23 protein-coding genes are annotated in these 22774 nt (G+C 68.0%); 15 read left to right on the plus strand and 8 right to left on the minus strand.

The genetic code is table 11. The features are described from left to right. Position 1: 1 nt before the first annotated feature. From cyoB to trhA, 7 genes are read left to right on the plus strand one after another with little or no spacing between them, the layout of a single operon-like run. On the plus strand, positions 2-2005 hold the full coding sequence (gene cyoB, locus ASD05_RS15335; protein ID WP_056593802.1) for a cytochrome o ubiquinol oxidase subunit I: 2004 nt from the start codon (positions 2-4) through the stop codon (positions 2003-2005). Next, positions 1998-2660: a cytochrome o ubiquinol oxidase subunit III gene (gene cyoC, locus ASD05_RS15340; protein ID WP_056594488.1), complete on the plus strand. Its 663-nt coding sequence runs from the start codon at positions 1998-2000 to the stop codon at positions 2658-2660. The genes cyoB and cyoC overlap by 8 nt, the downstream gene beginning before the upstream one ends. After that, positions 2657-3061: a cytochrome o ubiquinol oxidase subunit IV gene (gene cyoD, locus ASD05_RS15345; protein ID WP_056593805.1), complete on the plus strand. Its 405-nt coding sequence runs from the start codon at positions 2657-2659 to the stop codon at positions 3059-3061. The genes cyoC and cyoD overlap by 4 nt, the downstream gene beginning before the upstream one ends. Further along, entirely contained in the window at positions 3061-3855 is a 795-nt protein-coding gene (locus ASD05_RS15350) for an SURF1 family protein (protein ID WP_056593807.1), read from the plus strand. The genes cyoD and ASD05_RS15350 overlap by 1 nt, the downstream gene beginning before the upstream one ends. Further along, positions 3839-5236 (plus strand): ATP-binding protein, encoded by a 1398-nt coding sequence (locus tag ASD05_RS15355; RefSeq protein ID WP_056594491.1) that lies wholly within the window; start codon positions 3839-3841, stop codon positions 5234-5236. Before ASD05_RS15350 ends, ASD05_RS15355 begins: the two co-directional genes overlap by 17 nt. Next, positions 5217-5762: a response regulator transcription factor gene (locus ASD05_RS15360; protein WP_056593809.1), complete on the plus strand. Its 546-nt coding sequence runs from the start codon at positions 5217-5219 to the stop codon at positions 5760-5762. The genes ASD05_RS15355 and ASD05_RS15360 overlap by 20 nt, the downstream gene beginning before the upstream one ends. 37 nt (positions 5763-5799) lie before the next feature. Continuing rightward, on the plus strand, positions 5800-6486 hold the full coding sequence (gene trhA / locus ASD05_RS15365; protein WP_056593812.1) for a PAQR family membrane homeostasis protein TrhA: 687 nt from the start codon (positions 5800-5802) through the stop codon (positions 6484-6486). 7 nt (positions 6487-6493) lie between these two features. Here trhA and ASD05_RS15370 read toward each other — a convergent pair whose 3' ends face one another. After that, positions 6494-6718 carry a SlyX family protein gene (locus ASD05_RS15370; RefSeq protein ID WP_056593815.1) on the minus strand — a complete coding sequence of 75 codons (225 nt, stop codon included), beginning with the start codon at positions 6716-6718 and terminating at the stop codon, positions 6494-6496. A 103-nt stretch (positions 6719-6821) separates the two neighbouring features. Between ASD05_RS15370 and ASD05_RS15375 the strand changes: the two genes are divergently transcribed. Further along, the gene (locus ASD05_RS15375) at positions 6822-7103 is read left to right on the plus strand and encodes a type II toxin-antitoxin system Phd/YefM family antitoxin (protein WP_056593818.1); all 282 of its coding nucleotides are present in this window, start codon (positions 6822-6824) and stop codon (positions 7101-7103) included. Further along, positions 7100-7423: a type II toxin-antitoxin system RelE/ParE family toxin gene (locus ASD05_RS15380; protein WP_056593821.1), complete on the plus strand. Its 324-nt coding sequence runs from the start codon at positions 7100-7102 to the stop codon at positions 7421-7423. The genes ASD05_RS15375 and ASD05_RS15380 overlap by 4 nt, the downstream gene beginning before the upstream one ends. Positions 7424-7441: 18 nt before the next feature. Here the strand turns inward: ASD05_RS15380 and ASD05_RS15385 are convergent, their stop codons facing one another. Both ASD05_RS15385 and ASD05_RS15390 read right to left on the minus strand, forming a co-directional pair. Continuing rightward, positions 7442-8926, minus strand: a complete 1485-nt coding sequence (locus ASD05_RS15385; protein ID WP_056593824.1) for an AAA family ATPase — start codon at positions 8924-8926, stop codon at positions 7442-7444. A gap of 89 nt (positions 8927-9015) precedes the next feature. Continuing rightward, positions 9016-11532 carry an ABC transporter permease gene (locus ASD05_RS15390; protein ID WP_056593827.1) on the minus strand — a complete coding sequence of 839 codons (2517 nt, stop codon included), beginning with the start codon at positions 11530-11532 and terminating at the stop codon, positions 9016-9018. A gap of 204 nt (positions 11533-11736) precedes the next feature. On the opposite strand from ASD05_RS15390, the gene ASD05_RS15395 reads away from it, so the two are divergent. Further along, positions 11737-11964 carry a hypothetical protein gene (locus tag ASD05_RS15395; protein WP_056593829.1) on the plus strand — a complete coding sequence of 76 codons (228 nt, stop codon included), beginning with the start codon at positions 11737-11739 and terminating at the stop codon, positions 11962-11964. Positions 11965-12047: 83 nt separating this feature from the next. On the opposite strand, the gene selD is transcribed toward ASD05_RS15395, so the two are convergent. Then, positions 12048-13115 carry a selenide, water dikinase SelD gene (gene selD, locus ASD05_RS15400; protein ID WP_235507972.1) on the minus strand — a complete coding sequence of 356 codons (1068 nt, stop codon included), beginning with the start codon at positions 13113-13115 and terminating at the stop codon, positions 12048-12050. An 83-nt stretch (positions 13116-13198) separates the two neighbouring features. Here selD and ASD05_RS15405 point away from each other — a divergent pair, with 83 nt between their 5' ends. The 5 genes from ASD05_RS15405 (at position 13199) to mnmH (ending at position 17987) form a co-directional block, all read left to right on the plus strand. Beyond that, positions 13199-14059 (plus strand): putative selenate ABC transporter substrate-binding protein, encoded by an 861-nt coding sequence (locus tag ASD05_RS15405; RefSeq protein WP_056593834.1) that lies wholly within the window; start codon positions 13199-13201, stop codon positions 14057-14059. Between the two features lie 148 nt (positions 14060-14207). Continuing rightward, positions 14208-15023: a phosphonate ABC transporter ATP-binding protein gene (locus ASD05_RS15410; protein ID WP_056593838.1), complete on the plus strand. Its 816-nt coding sequence runs from the start codon at positions 14208-14210 to the stop codon at positions 15021-15023. After that, a complete protein-coding gene (locus ASD05_RS15415; RefSeq protein WP_056593842.1) occupies positions 15020-15850 on the plus strand; it encodes a PhnE/PtxC family ABC transporter permease in 831 nt (276 codons plus the stop codon). Before ASD05_RS15410 ends, ASD05_RS15415 begins: the two co-directional genes overlap by 4 nt. Beyond that, positions 15847-16647: a phosphonate ABC transporter, permease protein PhnE gene (gene phnE / locus ASD05_RS15420; RefSeq protein ID WP_056593845.1), complete on the plus strand. Its 801-nt coding sequence runs from the start codon at positions 15847-15849 to the stop codon at positions 16645-16647. The genes ASD05_RS15415 and phnE overlap by 4 nt, the downstream gene beginning before the upstream one ends. A 269-nt stretch (positions 16648-16916) precedes the next feature. Further along, positions 16917-17987, plus strand: coding sequence for a tRNA 2-selenouridine(34) synthase MnmH (gene mnmH / locus ASD05_RS15425; RefSeq protein ID WP_056593849.1), 1071 nt, complete (start codon positions 16917-16919; stop codon positions 17985-17987). Here the strand turns inward: mnmH and fdhD are convergent. From fdhD to ASD05_RS15445, 4 genes are all read right to left on the minus strand, one after another. Next, positions 17921-18847 (minus strand): formate dehydrogenase accessory sulfurtransferase FdhD, encoded by a 927-nt coding sequence (fdhD, locus tag ASD05_RS15430; protein WP_157610104.1) that lies wholly within the window; start codon positions 18845-18847, stop codon positions 17921-17923. The genes mnmH and fdhD overlap by 67 nt on opposite strands. A 31-nt stretch (positions 18848-18878) precedes the next feature. Beyond that, on the minus strand, positions 18879-19169 hold the full coding sequence (locus tag ASD05_RS15435; protein WP_056593854.1) for a hypothetical protein: 291 nt from the start codon (positions 19167-19169) through the stop codon (positions 18879-18881). Further along, positions 19166-21526 (minus strand): FdhF/YdeP family oxidoreductase, encoded by a 2361-nt coding sequence (locus tag ASD05_RS15440; RefSeq protein ID WP_056593856.1) that lies wholly within the window; start codon positions 21524-21526, stop codon positions 19166-19168. The genes ASD05_RS15435 and ASD05_RS15440 overlap by 4 nt, the downstream gene beginning before the upstream one ends. A gap of 184 nt (positions 21527-21710) precedes the next feature. Continuing rightward, positions 21711-22496 (minus strand): ABC transporter ATP-binding protein, encoded by a 786-nt coding sequence (locus tag ASD05_RS15445; RefSeq protein WP_056593859.1) that lies wholly within the window; start codon positions 22494-22496, stop codon positions 21711-21713. Positions 22497-22774 lie beyond the last annotated feature (278 nt).

The following is a 22774-nucleotide window of genomic DNA, read 5'->3' on the forward strand; positions in this document are numbered from 1 at the left end:
GATGTTGCAGAACCTAGACCTGACGAAGCTCGTCTTCGGCCGCCTCTCCTGGGAGGCGATTCCCTTCCACGAACCCATCCTGCTCGCGACCTTCGCCGGCGTGGTGCTGGGCGGCATCGCCGTGCTGGGCGCACTGACCTACTTCAAGCTGTGGGGCATGCTGTGGCGCGACTGGATCACCAGCATCGACCACAAGAAGATCGGCATCATGTACATCATCCTGGGCCTGGTGATGCTGCTGCGCGGCTTCGCCGACGCCCTGATGATGCGGGCCCAGCAGGCCATGGCCTTCGGCGACAACGCCGGCTTCCTGCCGCCGCACCACTACGACCAGGTCTTCACCGCCCACGGCGTGATCATGATCTTCTTCGTGGCGATGCCGCTGGTCACGGGCCTCATGAACTTCGTGGTGCCGCTGCAGATCGGCGCGCGCGACGTGGCCTTCCCGTTCCTGAACAACTTCAGCTTCTGGATGACCACCTTCGGCGCCGGCCTCGTAATGGCGTCGCTGTTCGTCGGTGAGTTCGCCAAGACGGGCTGGCTGGCCTACCCGCCGCTGTCGGGCATCCTCTTCAGCCCCGACGTGGGGGTGGACTACTACATATGGTCATTGCAGATAGCGGGGGTGGGCACGTTGCTGTCCGGCGTGAACCTGCTGGCGACCATCGTGAAGATGCGCGCGCCCGGCATGACCATGATGAAGATGCCCGTCTTCACCTGGACCGCCCTGTGCACCAACGTGCTGATCGTCGCCGCCTTCCCGGTGCTGACCGCCGTGCTGGCCCTGCTGTCGCTCGACCGCTACGTCGGCACCAACTTCTTCACGAACGACCTCGGCGGCAACGCCATGATGTACGTGAACCTGATCTGGATCTGGGGCCACCCCGAGGTGTACATCCTGATCCTGCCGGCCTTCGGCATCTTCTCGGAAGTGGTCTCCACCTTCTCCGGCAAGCGCCTGTTCGGCTACGCCTCGATGGTGTACGCCACGGTCGTGATCACGATCCTGTCGTACCTCGTGTGGCTGCACCACTTCTTCACCATGGGCTCCGGCGCCAGCGTGAACTCGTTCTTCGGCATCACGACGATGATCATCTCGATCCCGACGGGCGCGAAGATCTTCAACTGGCTCTTCACCATGTACCGCGGCCGCATCCGCTTCGAACTGCCCATGATGTGGACCATCGGCTTCATGATCACCTTCGTGATCGGTGGCATGACCGGCGTGCTGCTGGCCGTTCCTCCGGCCGACTTCGTGCTGCACAACAGCCTGTTCCTGATCGCCCACTTCCACAACGTGATCATCGGCGGCGTGCTGTTCGGCATGCTCGCAGGCATCACCTACTGGTTCCCGAAGGCCTTCGGCTACAAGCTCGATCCGTTCTGGGGCAAGTGCTCGTTCTGGTTCTGGATCGTCGGCTTCTGGTTCGCCTTCATGCCGCTGTACATCCTGGGCCTGATGGGCGTCACGCGCCGCATGAACCACTTCCAGGACATGTCGCTGCAGATCTGGTTCCAGGTCGCCGCCTTCGGCGCCGTGCTGATCGCGCTGGGCATCGGCTCGTTCATCATCCAGCTGGTGGTGAGCTACATCCGCCGCGAGTCGCTGCGCGACACCACGGGCGACCCGTGGAACGGCCGCACGCTGGAGTGGTCGACCTCGTCGCCGCCGCCGGCCTACAACTTCGCGTTCACGCCGCGCATCCATGACAACGACGCCTGGTCCGACATGAAGGCCCGCGGCTACGAGCGTCCGGTGGAAGGCTTCAGCCCGATCCACATGCCCAAGAACACGGCCGCCGGCTTCATCATCGCCGCGCTGGCGGCGGTGTGCGGCTTCGCGCTGATCTGGCAGATGTGGCTCGTGGCCGGCATCGGCTTCTTCTCCATGCTCGCCGCCGTGATCATCCATACCTTCAACTACAAGCGCGACTACCACATCCCGGCGGATGAAGTCGTTCGCACCGAAGACGCGCGCACGCGCCTGCTGGCCGCCCATGCTTAACAGTACCGCCCTCCCCTCCAGCCACGCGAACACCGTGGGCAACGCCTCGAGCGTGCCCACCTTCGAGGTGTTCAACGTCCGCAACGAAGACCACCACCCCGAGAACGGCACGCTGCTCGGGTTCTGGCTCTACCTGATGAGCGACTGCCTGGTCTTCGCCTGCCTGTTCGCGGTGTATGGCGTGCTGGGCCGCAGCTACGCAGCCGGCCCCTCGGGCGCCGACCTGTTCGACCTGCCGCTGGTGGCGATCAACACCTCGCTGCTGCTGTTCTCGTCCATCACCTACGGCTTCGCTGTGCTCCAGATGCAGCAGCGCCGCATGGGCGGCGTGCTGGTCTGGCTGGCCATCACCGGCCTGCTGGGCGCGGGCTTCATCGGCCTGGAGCTGTACGAGTTCGCGCACCTGATCCACGAAGGCGCCGGCCCGCAGCGCAGCGCCTTCCTGTCGTCGTTCTTCGCGCTGGTGGGCACCCACGGGCTGCACGTGACCTTCGGCATCGTCTGGCTCATCGTGCTGATGATCCAGCTGCCCAAGCACGGCTTCACCGCCGCCAATCGCCGCCGCCTGATGTGCCTGTCGATGTTCTGGCACTTCCTGGACGTGGTCTGGATCGGCGTCTTCACCTTCGTGTACCTGATGGGATCGCTGCAATGAGCGCGCATATCGAAACCGCCGGCCATGGCGCCCATGGCCATGACGACCACGGCCACGACGACGGCCCGGTAAGCCACAGCACCTTCAAGGGCTACATGACCGGCTTCGTGCTGGCCCTGATCCTCACCGCCATTCCGTTCTGGATCGTGATGGGCAAGGTCTTCGACAAGCCCGGCACCACCGCGCTGGTCATCCTGGCCTTTGCCGTGGTGCAGATCGTGGTGCACATGGTGTACTTCCTGCACATGGACGCCAAGTCCGAAGGCGGCTGGAACATGCTGGCACTGATCTTCACGCTGGTGCTCGTGGTCATCACGCTGGCCGGTTCGCTGTGGGTCATGTACCACATGAACACCAACATGATGCCGCACTCGATGCACGACATGAAGAACATGCCCTGATGGCGGAACAGGCGGCCCGCCAGCGTTCGGCCGCCGCGCGGGTGGCGCTGGCGGTCTGCGCCGCCCTCGCCTTTGCCGGCTTCTTCGCGCTCGGCACCTGGCAGGTCGAGCGCAGGGCCTGGAAGCTCGATCTCATCGCCCGCGTCGACCAGCGCGTGCATGCCCCGGCCACCACGGCCCCCGGGCGAACCGAATGGCCCACGGTCAACGCGGCCAACGACGAATACCGGCATATCCGCCTCGCCGGCACCTTCCTCCACGACAAGGAAACGCTGGTTCAGGCCAGCACGAAGCTCGGCGCGGGCTTCTGGGTGCTGACCCCGCTGCGCACGACCGAAGGCACCGTGGTGCTGGTCAATCGCGGCTTCGTGCCGCCCGAGGCGCGCGAGCGCCCGGCCCGCACCGCGCCGGAGCCGCAGGGCGAAACCACCGTCACCGGCCTGTTGCGCCTGACCGAGCCCAAGGGCGGCTTCCTGCGCAAGAACGATCCGGCCGGCGAGCGCTGGTTCTCGCGCGACGTGCAGGCCATTGCCGCGGCGCGCGGCCTGAACGACGTCGCGCCCTACTTCGTCGATGCCGAGGCGCCCCCCGCGCAGGCCATGGCCAACGCCGACACCCCCACGTGGCCCGCCGCCGGCCTCACGGTCATCGCCTTTCCCAACAGCCATCTCGTCTACGCCCTGACCTGGTTTGGCCTGGCGCTGATGGTGCTGATCGCCGCCTGGTTCGCGCGGCGCAGCGAAAATGCGGCCCATGCCGACACCCGCCCTGCCGAAGATGCCCGCCGCGATTGAGGCGATCGCAGGGGAGCTGCACGCCCCCCGCGCCGGTGTCGCGAGCCTCGACAACGCCACCGGCCACCAGAACATGCAGCAGCTGATCCAGCTGCGCTGGTTCGCTGTGGTCGGGCAGGTGGTCACCATCCTGGTGGTGCACTACGGCTTCGCAATCCGCCTGCCGCTGGACCACATGCTGCAGGTGCTGGCCTGCCTGGCGCTCTTCAACATGGTCAGCCTGCTGCGCTCGCGCAACCACCGGCGCGTGACGAATGGCGAGCTGTTTCTCGCGCTGCTGGTCGACGTGGCCACGCTCACCGCGCAGCTCTACCTGAGCGGCGGCGCCACCAACCCCTTCGTGTTTTTGTTCCTGCTGCAGGTGACGCTGGGCGCGGTGCTGCTGAAGCCCTGGTCGACCTGGACCATCGTGGTCATCACCAGCATCTGCTTCGCCGGGCTGGCGCTGTTCTCGCGCCCGCTCGCGCTGCCGCTGGACCACGACCGCGGCCTGTGGAGCCCCTTCGTCCAGGGCATGCTGGTGTGCTTCGCGCTGAACGCGGCGCTGCTCGTGATCTTCATCACCCGCATCAGCCGCAACCTGCGCGCCCGCGACGCGCGGCTGGCCGACCTGCGCCAGCGCGCCTCGGAGGAAGAACACATCGTGCGCATGGGCCTGCTGGCCTCGGGCGCGGCGCACGAGCTGGGCACGCCGCTGGCCACGCTGGCCGTGATTCTCGGCGACTGGCGCCGGCTGCCGCACTTCAGCTCCGACCCCGAGCTGCTGACCGAGGTGGCCGAGATGGAGCTGCAGATCCAGCGCTGCAAGAGCATCGTGAGCGGCATCCTGCTGTCGGCCGGTGAGGCGCGCGGCGAGTCGTCCGAAGAAACCACCGTCAGCACCTTCCTCGACGACCTGATCGAAGAGTGGCGCACCACGCGCCCGGTGGAAGATTTCGAATACGACAACCGCTTCGGCCGCGACCTGCCCATGGTCTCGGACTCGGCCCTGAAGCAGATGATCTGCAACGTGCTCGACAATGCGCTGGAGGCGTCGCCGCACTGGCTGCGCCTCGAAGCGGCGCACGACGCCGACGCGCTGACGATCACGGTCACCGACGCGGGCCCCGGCTTCCTGCCGGCCATCCTGAAGGAGTTCGGGAAGCCCTACCAGTCGAGCAAGGGACGCCCCGGCGGCGGGCTGGGGCTGTTTCTGGTCGTCAACGTGGCGCGCACCGTGGGCGGCCGCGTCGCTGCGGCCAACCGGCCCGAGGGCGGCGCGATCGTGGCGATCACGCTGCCGCTCGCGGCCATCGTGCTGGAAGAAGAGGAAGGAGAGGACGAAGAAGTCCTCGCCGGCGAGACCATCGAAACGGAAGGCCATGACCGAAACCGGAGCTGAGCGCCAGTTGCTGATCGTCGAGGACGACGACGCCTTCGCGCGCACGCTCGGCCGCTCCTTCGAGCGGCGCGGCTATGCCGTGGCGCTTGCCAGCAACCTCGCAGACGTCGAGGCGCTGCTCGCCACCTCGTCGCCGGGCTACGCGGTGGTCGACCTCAAGCTCAACGGCGAGGCCTCGGGCCTGGCCTGTGTGCAGATGCTGCACCGGCACAACGCCGAGATGCTGATCGTGGTGCTGACGGGCTTCGCCAGCATCGCCACCGCCGTCGAAGCCATCAAGCTCGGCGCCTGCCACTACCTGGCCAAGCCGTCGAACACCGACGACATCGAGGCCGCCTTCGGCCGCGCCACCGGCACCACCGAGGTGGAGCTGACCAACCGCTCCACCTCGATCAAGACGCTCGAATGGGAGCGCATCCACGAGACGCTGGCCGAAACCGGCTTCAACATCTCGGAGACCGCGCGCAGGCTCGGCATGCACCGGCGCACGCTGGCGCGCAAGCTGGGCAAGCAGCAGGTCAAGTAGCCAGGCAGCCCAACCATCCAACTCGCATGAGGTCCCGATGACAGCCCTTTCCCGGACGCAAACTCCGCCACGCACCTCCGCCCTGGCTGCACGCAACCAGACGGCGATGGAGGAGCTCTTCAACGCCCTGAGCCACGGCCTGGGCCTGGCGCTGGCCATTGCCGCGCTGCCCATCCTGGTCTACAGCGCGGCGCAGAAGGGGCAGGCCGCGGGCGTGGTCGGTGCCTGCCTGTTCGCGGGTACGGCCATCGTGCTGTACCTGATCTCCACGCTGTACCACGCGCTGCCGATGGGTCGCGCCAAGGCCTGGTTCAACCGGCTGGACCACGCGGCCATCTACCTGTTCATCGCGGGCAGCTACATGCCCTTCGTGTTCGGCGTGCTACGCGGTCCGCTGGGGTGGACCCTGTTCGGCGCCATCTGCGCGGCGGCCGTGCTGGGCGTGAGCGCCAAGCTGTTCAACCGGCTCCAGCATCCACTGTGGTCGACCGGGCTCTATGTGGCAATGGGGTGGATGGCGCTGATGGCGGCGGTGCCGCTGTACGAGCGCATGTCACCGGCGGGTCTGGGTTGGCTCGTGGCCGGCGGGCTCTTCTATACGGCTGGGGCCGTGGTCTTCTTGTTTGACAACAAGGTGCGCTTCGCCCATTCGGTGTGGCACCTGTTCGTGCTGGCCGGCAGCACCTGCCATTTCTTCGCCGTGCTCTGGCACTCGCACGGCTGACCTGCCTTCAATAGTGCGGCGGCAGCTCGTCGCGCGGGTTGCGCGCCGAGCCATCCTGCGCCACGTTCTGGCTCTGCTCCCGGAGCTGGGTGACTTGCAGGATCAGCCGGTCGATCTGCTGCTGCTGGCGGTAGATCGTCATGTTCAACTGGTCGAGCAGGTCTTCGGCGTAGCTCGACTTGATTTCGAGTTCGGTCAGGCGTTCCGCAAGGTCGTGGGGTGGGTTTTCCATGGCGCTATTGGACAGGAAGAGCGTACAAAGCTCCGGCGCGATGAGTCGGACTGAATTCGGACCATAATGAGTCCGATCGACAACGGCACCGGGATGACGCGCCATGAATCTTTCAACTCAAGTCAAGCCCATCAGCTATCTCAAGAGCCACGCCGCGGACATCGTGAAGACTCTCTCCGATACCCGCGAACCCTTGCTCATTACCCAGAATGGTGAAGCCAAGCTCGTCGTGATGGACGTTCGCTCCTACGAAGAGCAAGAAGCCACGCTTGCGCTTCTCAAGGTCCTGGCACTCGGCAACAGGGAAATCGAACAGGGCCAGTTCCGGTCCGCAACGGACGTATTTGCCGATCTGGACCAAGAAGACGCAGCAGACGCGCAATGAAAGTTGTGTTCCTGCGCTCCGCAGAAACCGACCTGAAGGACCTGAGGCGCTACGTCATCAAGAATTTCGGCACGGAGGCCTGGGCGTCCAGCTACGGGAAGATCAGGAAGTCCGTCGCGATGATCGAAGCACATCCGCAGGCAGGCCGGATTCCCGAAGAGCTCGAAAACCTGAACGCGGCCCAATACCGGCAAGTCATCGCGGGCATGAATCGCATCATTTACGAAGTGAGAGCAGACACTGCCTACATCCACGTCGTCTGCGATACACGAAGAGATTTGAAAGGCCTGCTCATGCGACGCTTGGTCGCAGGCGCTTGAGCAGGCGGCCGGTGCCTGTTAGGCAGCCTCTTCATTCATGGTGCTGGCCGGCGCTTCGGAGCGTTCGACGCGCGCCTCCTGCGGCGGCGCCTTCGCGGGCTCGCTCCGCATCCGGCCCAGCGCCAGTGCGGCCTGCAGCGGAAACAACGTTCGCGCATCCCCCTGCGCGGTGTTGCTCACCGTCGTGCCGGTGGCTTCGTCCAGGCTGGCCGTGCGCACCGCGTCGAGCCGGTGCACGGGCACCATGAACGGCGAGTGCGTGGTGTAGACGATCTGGTTGCCGAAGTCCTTCTCGAAATGCGCGAGCAGATCCGCCTGCGAATGGGCATGCAGGTGCAGGCCCGGCTCGTCCAGCAGCAGGATCGCGTCTTCCGCGCGGCCGCCCCGGGTGTCGGCGAAGAACGCGATGTAGAACGAGAAGAACCACTGGAAGCCGCGGCTGCGCTCGTCGAGGTTCACCTCGACCTCGTAGGCGCCGTTCGGGTCCGACACCAGCGTGTCGAGATACTGCCCGTCGAGGTTGAAGCGCACCTTCAGCGCACGGTCCTTCCACAGGCGGCGGATCTCGGCCGTCACCACCGAGCCCGCGCGATTGGCGAGCTGGTTGCGCGTGGCCTGGTCGTTCTTTTCCAGCAGGTCCTGCAGCTGCTGCGGATCGAGCCCCGCGACCTTGCACAGCTTGCCGAAGCTCTGCTGCGCGGGCGTGAGCTGCCCCCAGCTCTGGCGCCCCAGGTACTCGGCGATGTTCTGGCGGCCGGGTAGCGCCGGGTACTCGTCGACGTAGATGAAGCGCGGCAGCTTCTCGAGCACCCAGGCCTGCGCGCGGGCGAGCGCGGGCGCGTCGTTGGCGATGGACAGGGCCATGTCCTCGAGCTCGGCCAGCATCTGCTCCTGCTTGTCGCTGAGTTCGGCGCGCGCCACGGCCAGCGCCTTGCGCAAGGCCTGTGCCGCCTGGACCGCGCCCGCAGACCACTTGATGTAGTCGGGGCTCATGATCATCGCGGCGTCGAAGGTGTCGGCCTCCTGCTCCAGCGCCGCCTTCGCTTCCTCGGCGACCTTCTCGGCGGCGGCCTTGACGGCCGGCACGATCTTGCGGACCTTGCCCTTGATGTCGCTCACGTCGAGCGACAGCGCACTGAGCCCTTCGAGCCCGGCCCGGCGCACGGTGGCATAGCCGCGGGCCGCCGTGACGTAGCGCACGCCTGACGCGCGCGGGAGGATCCCGGCCAGTTCAGCCTGCTCGCTTTCGTCGAGGCGCCAGCGCGTGAAGACGACCGGCGTATCGCCAGTGCACTCCTCGAGCCGCCGGTGGCGCGGAAAGTCCTTGATGGGGCTGAGTTCGGCCAGGCCCTCTGCCGGGTTCAGGCTGTGGAGTGCGCGCAGCAGGTTCGATTTGCCGCTGTCATTCCGTCCGAGGATCGCCGTGATCTGCTGTGTGGAATCGATGAGGCCGCTGTCGTTGATCGAGCGAAAGTTGGTGATCTGGAATGACGCCAAGCGCATGTAGAAAGCTTCTTCTGAATTGAATACGGGGCCGGGGAATGTATTGCATTCCCCGGCCCCGTCCGGCCCGCATCCGAAGAAAAAGTTTGCTACTCGGCAGCGCGGCGCAGCGTGTCGACCACCGGGCGGCGCAGCACGTCGCGCAGGCCCCACCATCCGGCTCCCAGCGCGAGCACCGCGCCGGCCAGCGCACCGGCCACCGGCACGATGGGCGAGGCCCTCCACGTGAACTCGAACACATAGCGCGCCAGCGCCCAGCCGATCGCCGAGGCCACGATGCTCGCAAGAAAACCCGCGAGCAGCCCGACACCCGCCAGCTCTGCGCGCTGCACCTGCCGCAGCAGGCTGGCGCGCGCGCCCACAGCACGCATCACCGCGAACTCGCGCGCGCGCTCCTCGCGCGTGGCCGTGACCGCCGCGAACAGCACCACCAGCCCGGCCGCGAGCGTGAAGCCGAACAGGAATTCGACCGCGCGGATCACCTGGTCGAGCACGCGCTGCACCTGGTTGATGGTGGCGCTCATGTCCACGTTGGTGACGTTCGGATAGCTGCGCACCAGCGCGTTGTCGAAGCCTCGCGTCTCGGGCGCGCGGAAGGCGCCCATGTAGGTGGTGGGCACGTCGGCCAGCGAAGCCACCGTGTACATGACGAAGAAGTTGGCATGCATCGAACCCCAGTCGACCTTGCGCAGCGAGGTGATGCGCGCCTCGCTCTGCATGCCGCCGATGTCGAAGCGCAGCGAGTCGCCGAGCTTCAGGCCCAGCGTCTCGGCCAGGCCCTCTTCCACGCTCACCTCGCCGGGCGCGTCGGGCGTCCACCTGCCGGCCGTGATGCTGTTGTGCGCGGGCGCGGCCACGCTGTTGCTGAGGTTGAACTCGCGGTCCACCAGCCGCTTGGCGCGGTCCTCGGCGTAGTCGTCGGGCGACACCGGCTTGTCGTTGATGGCCACGAGGCGGCCGCGGATCATGGGATACCAGTCGAACTTGCGCACGCCCGCGTCGCGCAGCGACTTCTGGAAGGCGTCGCTCTGGTCAGGCATGACGTTGATGACGAAGCGGTTCGGCGCGTCGGGCGGCGTGGCCTGGCGCCAGCTCGCGACGAGGTCGGTGCGCAGCAGCACCAGCAGCACCAGCGCCAGCAGCCCCACCGACAGCGCACTGACCTGAACCACCGCATACGCCGGCCGCGCCGAGATCTGCCGCGTGGCCAGCACCAGCCAGCGCGGCGCGGTGGTTTCGTTGACGCTGCGGCGCAGCACCTTCACAGCGAGCCAGCTCAGCAGCGCGAACACGGCCACCGCGCCCGCGAAGCCGCCGACGGCAATGAGGCCCAGCTTGATGTCGCTGCTCGCCGCCATCAGCAGCGCCGCGAATCCCGCGACGCCGACACCCAGCACCGCGAGCGAAGCGGGCTTGAGGCCGCCCACGTCGCGCCGGATCACGCGCAGCGGCGGCACGCGGGCCAGCTGCAGCACCGGCGGCAGGCCGAAGGCGAACAACAGCGTGAGCCCCATGCCCAGCCCGAAGGCCACCGGCCACAGCGTGGCCGCGGGCAGCGCGGTTTCGACCAACCCGGCCAGCAGCAGCACGAAAACGTAGTGCACCGCGAAGCCGATCGCCACGCCCAGCGCGCTGGCCACGATGCCGATCACCGCGAACTCGAAGGCATAGGCGACGGCGATGGTGCGCTGGCTCTGGCCCAGCACGCGCAGCATCGCGCAGTCGTCGAGGTGGCTGGCCGCAAAGCCGCGCGCGGCCAGCGCCACGGCCACGGCCGACAACAGCGCGGCGAGCAGCGCGACCAGGCTCAGGAATTTCTCGGCGCGATCCAGCGTCTGGCGCATCTCGGGCCGGCCGCTCTCGAAGGAATCGAGCCGCACGCCGCGCAGCTCGCCCTTCTTGATGGTGGCGTCGGCCCAGTCGGAAAAGCGCTTCACCGCCGCGTCGCTGCCCGCCACCGCATAGCGGTAGCCGACGCGGCTGGCCGGCTGCACGAGTGCGGTGCGCGCGACGTCGGCCTGGTTGATCATCACGCGCGGCGAGAAGCTCATGAAGCCGGCGCCGCGGTCGGGTTCCAGCGTGATGACGCGGCCGACGCGCAGGCCGGCATCGCCGAGCAGCAGCGTGTCGCCGACCTTGAGCGCGAGCGCGTCGAGCAGCGAGGCATCGACCCACACCTCGCCCGGCAGTGGGATGTCTCGCGTGGCCTTGCCAGGGCCTTCGAGGGTGGCCGAGGTCAAAAGGCTGCCGCGCAGCGGATAACCCGCGGCCACGGCCTTGAGCGCCACCAGCTTGCTGGCGCCGCCCTGCGCGTCTTCGGCCCGGGCCATGGTCGGAAAGCCGTAGGTGCCGGAACCTTCCAGGCCGAGCGCCCTGGCCTGCGCCACGAAGGCCGCGGGGGTCGGGTTGTCGCTGACGATCACCGCATCGCCGCCCAGCAACTGGCGCGCATCGCGCTTCAGCCCACCCTGCAGCCGGTCGGCGAAGAAGCCGACGGCCGTGAGCGCAGCCACGGCCAGCAGCACGGCGACGATCAACAGGCGCAACTCACCGGCGCGCAGGTCGCGCCAGAGCGTGCGCCAACCCAGGCGGAGGGAGGCAGTCATGGCGCGAACGATAGCCGACAGTCGGGGGCACGGCCGGCTCCAAGGGTTATTGCGCCCCTGCGCCCCTTGATCCCGACAGGATGCTGCCGCATGATGCGACAAACACACCCCGTTCTGTCGCAAACCGGGCATTCGGCGAGCGACGGACGAGGCAAGAAAAACAGCCTGTTTGTTTGTCGGACCATCCTTTCTCAAGGAGTGTCTATGCCACGATGCCAGCACTTGCAGATCGTCGGCCTGTGCCTGGTTGCAGGTGTGCTGGCCAGTGCCTGCGATCCCAAACCCCCCGCACCGAAGGTGACCGGCGCGAGCCCGGCGGGCATCAGGCCCGCCGACGCCGGTGTCGGCGGCATGAGCGGCCCGAATGGCGGCAGTTCCTCCGGCGGCGCGGCAACCGCGCCAAGCGGCGGCGACGCTGCGGCGCCCAAATAGCGCCGGCCGCCAGATCCAGTTATCGAGCGCCGCTTGCCCCCGCCCCTGCCCTCCCTCGGAAGGGGAAGGAGAAATGCCGGGGCCTACGAAATCACGCGCAACAAGGGTTCGCCAGCCTCCACACGGCCTATGACCGCCGCTCGCGCAAAGCCTTCGTCGCGGAAGATCTTCAGCACCGCATCGACCGCTTCGGGCGCACAGCTCACGAGCAGGCCGCCCGATGTCTGCGGATCGCTCAGCAAGTTCTGCGCGGTGGCCGGCAGCCCGGCTGCGAGTTCGACCTCGGTGCCATAGCCCGCCCAGTTGCGCCCCGAGGCGCCGGTCACGAATCCCGCGCCGGCCATCGCCACCACGTTGTCGAGCAACGGCACCTTCGACCACTCGACCACCGCCGTCAGCTTCGCGCCGCGCGCCAGTTCGAGCGTGTGGCCCGCCAGCCCGAAGCCCGTGACGTCGGTCAGTGCGTGCACGCCGTCGAGCGCCGACAGCGCGATGCCCGGCGTGTTGAGCTTCGTCGTGTTCTCGATCAGCTGGCGGTAGCCCGTCTCGGAGAGCTGCTCCTTCTTGAGCGCGGCCGACAACACGCCCACGCCCAGCGGCTTGCCCAGCACCAGCACGTCGCCCGCCTTCGCATCGGCGTTGCGCCGCACGCGATCCGGGTGCACCAGCCCCATTGCGACGAGGCCGTAGATCGGCTCGACCGAATCGATGGTGTGGCCGCCCGCGATCGGGATGCCGGCCGCGCAGCACACGTCCTGGCCGCCGCGCACGATCTCGGCGATCACTTCCACGGGCAGCTGATTGATCGGCATGGCGACCAGCGCCAGCGCCATGATCGGCCGGCCGCCCATCGCGTACACGTCGCTGATGGCATTGGTCGCGGCGATGCGGCCGAACTCGTACGGGTCGTCCACGATGGGCATGAAGAAGTCGGTGGTCGCGATCAGTGCCTGCTGGTCGTTGAGCCTGTAGACGGCCGCGTCGTCGGCGGTCTCGATGCCCACCATGAGTTCGGGCGGAATCATGCCGCCGGCGTGGTTCTTCAGGATCTGCGACAGCACGCCGGGCGCGATCTTGCAGCCGCAGCCGCCGCCGTGCGAAAAGCTCGTGAGGCGCAAGGGCGCGAGCGGGTTCATGAGCGTTGGGTTCATGGGCCGATTATCGAAGCGGCCCCGCTTTCTACAATCCCGTCCTTACCTTTCCCGCACCCGCTGCACGTTTTCGAGGCACATCCATGAAGAAGACAACTTTTACCCAGGTGGCGCTCGCGCTCGCCGTTTCCGTCGCCAGCTTCGGCGCACTCGCCCAGGGCGTGCTGCGCGTCTCGGCCATTCCCGACGAGGCGCCCACCGAGCTGCAGCGCAAGTTCACGCCGCTGGGCGACTACCTCAAGAAGGAAACCGGCATGGACGTGCAGTTCACGCCCGTGACCGACTACGCCGCCGTGGTCGAGGGCCTCGCCACCAACAAGATCGACCTGGCCTGGCTCGGCGGCTTCACCTTCGTGCAGGCGCGCATTCGCACCAACGGCGGCGCGGTGCCGATCGTGCAGCGCGCGGAAGACGAGGTGTTCACCAGCAAGTTCATCGTGCCGGTGGACAGCACCGCGAAGACCCTGGCAGACCTGAAGGGCAAGACCTTCGCCTTCGGCGCGCCCTCGTCGACCTCGGGCAGCCTGATGCCGCGCTACTTCCTGCTGCAGGCCGGCATCAACCCCGAGAAGGACTTCAAGACCGTCGCGTTCTCGGGCGCGCACGACGCCACCGTGGCCTTCGTGGCCGCATCGCGCGCCGAAGCGGGCGTGCTCAACGCATCGGTGTGGGACAAGCTGGTCGAATCGAAGAACCCGAATGCCGCCAAGGTGCGTGTGCTGGCGACCACGCCGACCTACTACGACTACAACTGGACGGTGCGCCCGGGCATGGACGCCACGCTGCAGAAGAAGCTGACCGACGCGTTCCTGAAGCTCGATCCGGCGAACCCCGCGCACAAGGAAATCATGGCGCTGCAGCGCGCGAGCAAATTCATCCCGACCAAGTCGTCGAACTACGACGGGATCGAGACGGCGGGGAAGTCGGCGGGTTTGATCAAGTGAGTTTGTGGAAGGCGGGTGCGCCCTCACCCCAGCCCTCTCCCGCTTGCGGGAGAGGGGGCAATACGGGGTCCGGCCGTTGGTTTTGGCTCCCTCTCCCGCTTGCGGGAGAGGGTTGGGGTGAGGGAACGCCCCCCGAAAGCCCCACAGCGTGAGCTTCTCCCTCGATGCCATCGGCGTGGTCCACGCCAACGGCCAGCGCGCGTTGGTCGGAGTGACGCTCGCCGCGCAGGACGGCGAACGCATCGCCGTCATCGGCCCTTCGGGCGCCGGCAAGACCACGCTGCTGCGCGTACTCGGTGCGGCGCTGCGGCCGACGGAGGGCGCAGTGCAGGCATTGGGCGCACAGCCCTGGCAGTTGCCGGCCGCAGCGCTGAAGAAGCTGCGCACCCGCATCGGCACCGTGCACCAGGCGCCACCGATCGCGCCACGCCTGCGCGTGGTCACCGCCGTGCTCGCGGGCCGGCTCGGCGAATGGTCCACGCTGCGCGCGCTGGGCTCGCTGTTCTATCCGTCGGACATCGCCGGCGCGCACGAAGCGCTGTCGCGGCTGGCCATGGAAGACCGACTGTTCGACCGCTGCGACCGCCTCTCGGGCGGCCAGCTGCAGCGCGTGGGCATCGCACGCGCCCTGTACCAGCGCCCCGCCCTGCTGCTGGCCGATGAACCCGTGTCCGCGCTCGACCCCACGCTGGCCGACGCCGCCGTCGGCCAGCTCGTTGCGCAAAGCGAATCGACAGGGGCCACGCTGGTGGCCTCGCTGCATGCGGTAGACCTGGCGCTGCGCTGGTTCCCGCGCATCGTCGGCATGCGCAACGGGCAGGTGATGTTCGACCTGCCTGCCACGCAGGTCACGGCCGCGATGCTCGACGCGCTGTATGCGAGCGAAGGCGGCATCGCCACGCAGCGGCCGCTGCCGGCGGGCGCTGCGATGGAGGCGGCCTTCCACCGGCCGGACTGCCCTTGACCTCGAACGCCATCGCGCAGCGCGACCCGCATGCGGCACGCCGGCTGGCCGGATGGCTCGCCGCGCTCGTCATCGCGTGGCCGATGCTGGTGCTGTCGGAGTTCAAGCCGTGGGCGCTGTTCGGCAGCGGCAACCTCGCCGTCATCGGCGGATTCCTGGCGGGCTTCTTTCCGCCCGAAGGCTCGCCCGCATTTCTCGCGATGCTCTCCAAGGCCACGCTCGAAACGCTGGCCATGGCCACGGCCGGCACCGCACTGGCGCTGCTGATCGGTGCGCCGCTCGGCTTCGTGACGACGCGCGCGCTCTCCATCTCGCGCATCGGCCCCGGGCCCGGCCGCGTGCAGGCGGGCATCGTGCGGCAGGCCGCGCGCTGGCTGCTGATGGTGCTGCGCGCCATTCCGGAAATCGTCTGGGCGCTACTGTTCGTGCGCGCGCTCGGGCTCGGCCCCGCCTCGGGCGTGCTGGCGCTGGCCATCACCTACGGCGGCATGCTGGGCAAGGTCTACGCGGAGATCCTCGAATCGACCGACACGCGTCCCGCGCGCACCCTGCTCGAAAGCGGCAGCGGCCGGCTCGCGGCGCTGTGCTACGGCCTGCTGCCGAACACGGCGCAGGAGCTGGCTTCGTACACCGTCTACCGCTGGGAATGCGCGGTGCGCGCCTCGGTGGTGATGGGCTTCGTGGGCGCTGGCGGGCTGGGGCAGCTGATGGACCAGTCGATGAAGATGCTCAACGGCGGCGAGGCCAGCAGCATCCTGCTGGTGTTCCTCGCGCTGGTGCTGCTGGCCGACCTGCTGAGCAATGCACTGCGGAGGCTGCTGGCATGACCACGCCGCTGCCCCCGCGCCCGCCGCCGTGCTGGCGCTGTCGCATCGCGCTGCTGCTGATCGGCGCGGCGGTGGTCGCGAGCTTTGTCTACCTGGGCATCGACTACCGCGCGCTCGGCTCGTCGGAGTCGCTCCGGCTCATGGGCAAGTTCATCGCCGAGTTCTTCCCGCCCGACCTCTCGCCGGACTTCCTCGCCAAGGTGGGCAACGGCGCCCTGCAGACGCTGGCGGTGTCGGCCCTCGGCACGGTACTGGCGGCCGTTGCGGGTGCGGTGCTTGCGCTGCCTGCATCGGGCCGCGCCGGCTGGCTGCCACGCCACGTGGCGCGCTTCGTCCTCAACTTCCTGCGCAGCGTGCCCGAACTCGTGTGGGCCGCGCTGATGGTGCTGGCCGCCGGCATCGGCCCATTCGCCGGCGCGCTGGCCCTGTCGCTGCACACCACGGGCGTGCTGGGCCGCCTGTTCGCCGAAGCACTGGAAAACGCCCCGCGCGAGCCCGAGCACGCGCTGACGCTCTCGGGCGCCAACGCGGTCACCGCCTTCAGCTATGCCAGCCTGCCCATCGTGCTGCCGCAATGGGTGGCCTACACGCTCTACCGATGGGAGATGAACATCCGCATGGCGGCCGTGCTGGGCTTCGTGGGCGGAGGCGGGCTGGGGCAGCTGCTGTACTTCCACCTGTCGATCTTCCAGCAGCAGCAGGCGATGACGGTGCTGATCGCGATGTTCGTGCTGGTCACCTTTGTCGACCTTGCCAGCGCTCGGTTGCGCAAGGGACTGGGGCCTGCTTACGCTTGATGCGCTCCCGGTCAGGGGTGCGATCACGCCGACGGGGTACCTTGCTCCGCGAATGTCCCCCGGCCTGCGGCCTCCTCCTTTATTTCGCTGCGCAAGGCACCCCGCCGGCGTGATCGTCGTGCCCTCGTGCACAGGACACCGGGTGCTCCCCGCAGCGAAATAAAGGAGGAGCCCGAAGGGCGGGGGACATTCGCGGAGGGGAGCACCCGGTGGCCTGTGCAAGCGCCCCGAACAGCAAGACCGACAATCGACACCATGAGGTTCCAGCCATGAGTCACCGCCAGCCCGTACGAGTCGCCGACCGCCACGCCTTCGACACGCTGATCGACGCCCGCTCGCCGGCCGAGTTCGCGCTCGACCACATCCCCGGCGCCATCAACTGCCCCGTGCTCGACGACGAGGAGCGCCACATCGTCGGCACCGTCTATGTGCAGACCGGCGCCTTCGAGGCCCGGCGCATCGGCGGCGCGATGGTCGCGGCCAACATCGCCAGGCACCTGCGCGAGACGCTGGCCGACCGGCCCGAGAACTGGAAGCCGCTGGTCTACTGCTGGCGCGGCGGCATGCGCAGCGGCTCGATGGTCACGTGGCTACGCCTCGTCGGCTGGGACGCACAGCAACTCGCGGGCGGCTACAAGAGCTTTCGCCGGCACGTGATCTCGCAGATCGACACGCTGACGCCCAAGCTCGACCTGCGCGTGATCTGCGGCGCCACCGGCAGCGCCAAGACCCGCGTGCTGCATGCGCTGGCCGCGCGCGGTGCGCAGGTGCTCGACCTCGAAGATTTCGCCAGCCACAAGGGCTCGCTGCTGGGTTCGCTGCCGGGCGTGCCGCAGCCGTCGCAAAAGCATTTCGAGACGCGCATCGCGGCCGTGCTCGAAACCATCGACCTGTCGCGCCCGCTGTACGTCGAGGGCGAGAGTATCCGCATCGGGCGGCTGTCGCTGCCGTTGTCGCTGGTGGCGCAGATGCGCGCGGCGCCGTGCATCGAGGTGTCCGCCACGCCCGAGGCACGGCTGGCCTACCTGCTGCGCGACTACGCCTACCTGGGCGACGACCGCAACGCGCTAGCCGACAAGCTCGGCGTGCTGAAGGAACTGCAGGGCAAGGAAACGGTGGCGCGCTGGCAGCAGTGGGCACAAGAGGCCGACCTGCCGCACCTGTTCGCGGAACTGATGGCGCTGCACTACGACCCGCACTACCAGAAATCGCAGGAGCTGCACTTCCGCGCCTGGGCGCAGCGCCAGCGCGTGGCGGCCCCCGACCTGTCGGATCAGGGCATCGAGGCGGTGGCCGATGCGGTGCTGGCGCTCGCCGAACCCGCGAGCCCGTCGGCATAGAGCACGCCGCGCGGTGCGCGGCACAGGCCCCAGAAACGCAGGCCGCTGAGCTCGGCCATGCGCACGCCCATCGAGGTCGGCGCGGAGATGGTCGCCATCGCCGCAATGCCCAGGCGCGCGCACTTGCGCACCAGTTCGTGGCTGCCGCGGCTGGACATCAGCACGAAGCCCGGCTCCTCGAGGCGGCCCGCCAGCGCGAGCTTGCCGAGCAGCTTGTCGAGCGCGTTGTGGCGGCCGACGTCTTCCATCAGGTCGGTGAGTTCACCGCCGACCGTGGCCCACGCGGCAGCGTGGATCGCACCGGCTTCGGCGTTGAGGATCTGGCGCGGCGGCATGGCGGCGAAGGCGCGCAGCACGGTGGCCAGATCGATTCGCTCGATCCACTCGCGCTGCGGCACGCGCTGCGGCGTGAGGTCGAGCCCCGCGAAGCTCTCGACGCCGCACACGCCGCAGCCAGTGCGGCCCGCGAGGCTGCGGCGGCGGTCTTTCAGGCGCTCGAAGCTGCGCGTGGAAATCTCGAGCTGCACCTCGATGCCGGGCATGCCTTCGGGCAGGCCCGCGTCGGTGGCATCGACCGTGCGCGCCTCGATGCCGCGGCAGTCGGCCGCGGTGTCGAGGATGCCTTCGCTTAGTGCGAAGCCGAGCGCGAAGGCTTCGAGGTCTTGCGGCGTGGCCATCATCACCGCGTGCGAGACGCCATTGAACACCAGCGCCACCGGCACTTCGGCCGCCAGCGTGTCGTCGCGCACCACGCCTTCGGGCGCAACGCCGTGCTCGCCGAAGACATGCACGGCATGCCGCGAGAGCGGCGGCAGGGTGTCTTCGGGATCGGCGAGATTGGCGAGGTCTGGCTTCGACATGGTGGCTCCGGGTGGGCCTGCCATTGTCTGCTCAGTCGCGGTTTTCGTCCGAAAGGGGCGGCAGCGTTTGCACCTGGGCCCGTCCGGGCGCCTGGAGGTGTGCCACCCAGCGGTCGTCGTGCTGCACCACCCGCACCCAGCCGGGGCCGCGCACGCCGCCGATGGCCGCATCGCCCATCAGCGTGAGCCGGCGCATCAGCACGCTCGCGCCCTGCCCGAGCCGCTTGCCCAGGCGCGGCAGCGAGACGCCAGCGTCGTCCGGCGCCTGCGCGAGCATGCGCAGGATCGCCACGGACAGGCTGTCTTCGAGCAATGCGCTCATTCGAGCGCCTCCGCAGCGGCCTCGTCCTCCGCCAGCTTCTGGATTGGCAGTTCGTGCGGCACCAGCACCACGGGAATGGACTTGGAAGTCGGCGTGCCCGCGTTCTCCGCCACCGACGACAGCGGCACCAGTGGGTTCGTTTCGGGGTAGTACGCCGCGAGGTTGCCGCGCGGGATGTCGTAGGCCACCAGCCTGAAGCGGTCGGCGCGGCGCTCCTGGCCGTCGTTCCACACCGTCTGCAGATCGACCCAGTCGCCGTCCTTCATGCCCAGCGCCCGGATGTCCTCGGCGTTGATGAAGACCACGCGACGCTGGCCGAACACGCCGCGGTAGCGGTCGTCCATGCCGTAGATGGTGGTGTTGTACTGGTCGTGCGAGCGCGTGGTCAGCAGCGTGAAGACGATGGTGTCGCCCTTCTTCGCAAAGCGCGCGCGGGCGCGGTGCGAATGGGTGTCCAGCGGCACGGCGTGCGTGAAGAACACGGCCTTCTTCGACGCGGTGTTCCACACCCGCTCGCTCGCGGTGTTGCGCAGGCGGAAGCCACCAGGGTGCGCGACACGCGCGTTGAAATCCTTGAAGTCGTCGAACACGGCTTCGATCTTGTCGCGGATGCGCGCGTAGTCTTCGATCAGCGACAGCCACGGCGTGCCGCTGCGCGCGCCGAGGGTGGCCGCGGCGAGCCGTGCCACGATGGCCGGCTCGGACAGCAGGTGCTCCGACGCGGGCGGGTTGATGCCCATCGAGATGTGCACCATGCTCATCGAGTCTTCCACCGTCACGCCCTGGGGGCCGCCGGCCTGCATGTCGATCTCGGTGCGCCCCAGGCACGGCAGGATCAGCGCCTCGCGCCCGTGGATCACGTGGCTGCGGTTGAGCTTGGTGGTCACGTGCACCGTGAGGTCGCACTTCTGCAGGCCTTTCCAGGTCTGGTAGGTGTCGGGCGTAGCCGCCGCGAAGTTGCCGCCGAGCGCGAAGAACACCTTGCCCTTGCCCTCGAGCATGAGCTGTATGGCCTCGACCGTGTCGACGCCATTGCGGCGCGGCGGCTCGAAACCGAACACCTGCTGCAGCCGATCGAGCAGCGCGGCGGGCGGCTTTTCCCAGATACCCATGGTGCGATCGCCCTGCACGTTGCTGTGGCCGCGCACCGGGCAGGCGCCCGCGCCTTCGCGCCCCATGTGGCCGAACAGCATGAGCCAGTTGCCGATCATCTGGATGGTGGCCACCGAATGCTGGTGCTGCGTGATGCCCATGCCCCAGCAGGCGATGACCCTCTTCGCACCCAGGTACACGTCGGCCGCGGCGCGGATCTGCGCCTCGCTCAGGCCCGACTCCTGCACCAGGATGTCCCACGACTCGGCACGCAGGTCGGCCGCCAGCGCGTCGAAGCCGATGGTGTGCGTGGCGATGAATTCATGGTCGAGCACCGGAGGCTCGCCGCGCGCCATGGCTTCGTCCTCGCGCTCGATGACGTGCTTCATCATCCCCTTGACGGCGGCGAAGTCTCCGCCCACGCGCAGCTGGAAGTAGTGCGTGCTGATGGGCGTGGAGCCCATGGTGGCCATCTCGAGCTTGTCCTGCGGATCGGCAAAGCGCTCCAGCCCGCGCTCGCGCAGCGGGTTGAAGCTCACGATGCGCGCGCCGCGCTTCGAGGCCGCGCGCAGCTCGCCGAGCATGCGCGGATGGTTGGTGCCGGGGTTCTGGCCGAAGATGAAGATCGCGTCGGCCTTCTCGAAGTCATCGAGCGTGACCGTGCCCTTGCCCACGCCGAACTGCGGGCGCATGCCGCTGCCGCTGGGCTCGTGGCACATGTTCGAGCAGTCGGGAAAATTGTTGGTGCCGTACTCGCGCACGAACAGCTGGTAGAGAAAGGCGGCCTCGTTGCTCGCGCGGCCCGAGGTATAGAAGATGGCCTGGTCCGGGTCGGGCAGCGCGTTCAGGTGCTTCGCAATGCGCGCGAAGGCGTCGTCCCATTCGATCGGCACGTACTTGTCGCTGGCCGCGTCGTAGGCCATCGGGTGCGTGAGGCGGCCCTGGTCTTCGAGCCAGAAATCGCTCTGCTCGGCCAGTTGCGCCACGGTGTGCTTTGCAAAGAGTTCCGGGCCGGCACGCCGCGCGGTGGCTTCGGCGGCCACGGCCTTGACGCCGTTCTCGCAGAACTCGAACGTGGAGGCATGGTTGCGGTCGGGCCATGCGCAGCCGGGGCAGTCGAAACCGTCGGGCTGGTTGGCCGAGAGCAGCGTCTTCGCGCCCTTGATGGGAATGTCCTGCCGCAGCAGCGCGTTGGTCACGCTGCGCAACGCGCCCCAACCGCCCGCGGGGCCCTTGTAAAACTCGATCTTCTGCTCACTGCTCATGGCAGCGAGTGTTCGCCGTGGGCCTTCAGAGCGTCAAATTGAATCGGGACATGCGGCGATTCAAAAAGGAAATGAAGGGCGTCGCCGCAGCGGCATTTCGAGTACCTGTTCGACTTCGTCCCGAAACCCGGGCTCCACACGCACAGAAGGGACGGCGGCAGTTTTCATCGCTGAACTGCATCCGTCAACCGCGTGCGTCCATCAACAGGTTGCGCAACTTGCTGCGTAGCGGCGTGTCTTCGACTGCCTGCACGCCGGCAATCTCGCGCAGAGCGAAGTCGCGGTTTTCAGCCGTGCGCAGGTCGATCTCGCGCACCACCTGCCCATCCTTGTAGACAAAGGCCACGTCGGCCAGCGCGAGCACGTCCTCGATGTCGTGTGTGATCATCAGCACGGGAATGCCCCATTGCCTGCGCACTTGCGCGAGTTCGTTGCGAAGCTCCGCGCGCAGCATGGGGTTGAGCGCGGCGAAGGGTTCGTCGAGCAGCAGCACCTGCGGCTCGCAGGCCAGCGCGCGCGCGAGCGCCACGCGCTGCTGCTGGCCACCCGAGAGGTTCTGCGGCTTGCTGTCGGCCAGTGCGGCGAGGCCGAAGCTTTCGAGCAGGGCCTGTACGCGCTCGGCGTCCTTCGCGGCCGGCTTGCGGCGGTGCCATGCGGTCAAGCCGAAGCCCACGTTCTCACGCACGCTCAGGTGCGGGAACAGTGCGTAGTGCTGGAACAGGTAGCCGATGCGCCGCGCCGGCGCGGGCACGTCGATGCCCTGGGCCGCGTCGTACAGCGTGCGGCCGTCGAGCCGCACGTGGCCGGCACTGGGATGCAACAGGCCAGCAATGGCCTGCAGGGTCAGCGACTTGCCTGCGCCCGAAGGGCCGTAGAGCGCGGCGAAGGGCACGTCCGTCGCGAAACGCACGGCCAGATCGAAACGCCGGCGGCCGTCGGCTACCGTGAGCTTCAGGTCGACATCGATCATCCTTGTTGCTCCGGCGTTCTGGGGCGTGATACGCGTTTCGTTCCGGGGTGCGTGCGCAGGCCACCGGGTACTCCCCTCCGCGAATGTCCCCCGCCTTCGGCTCCTCCTTTATTTCGCTGCGGGGAGCACCCGGTGTCCTGTGCACGATGAGCGCTCTGCTCATGCCGGCAGTTCAACCGCTCTGCCGAACGCTCACGCCGGCGGGGTGCCTTGCGCAGCGAAATAAAGGAGGAGGCCGCAGGCCGGGGGACATTCGCGGAGCAAGGCACCCCGTCGGC

It is taken from the genome of Variovorax sp. Root434, from assembly GCF_001426595.1.
Lineage (GTDB): Bacteria > Pseudomonadota > Gammaproteobacteria > Burkholderiales > Burkholderiaceae_C > Variovorax.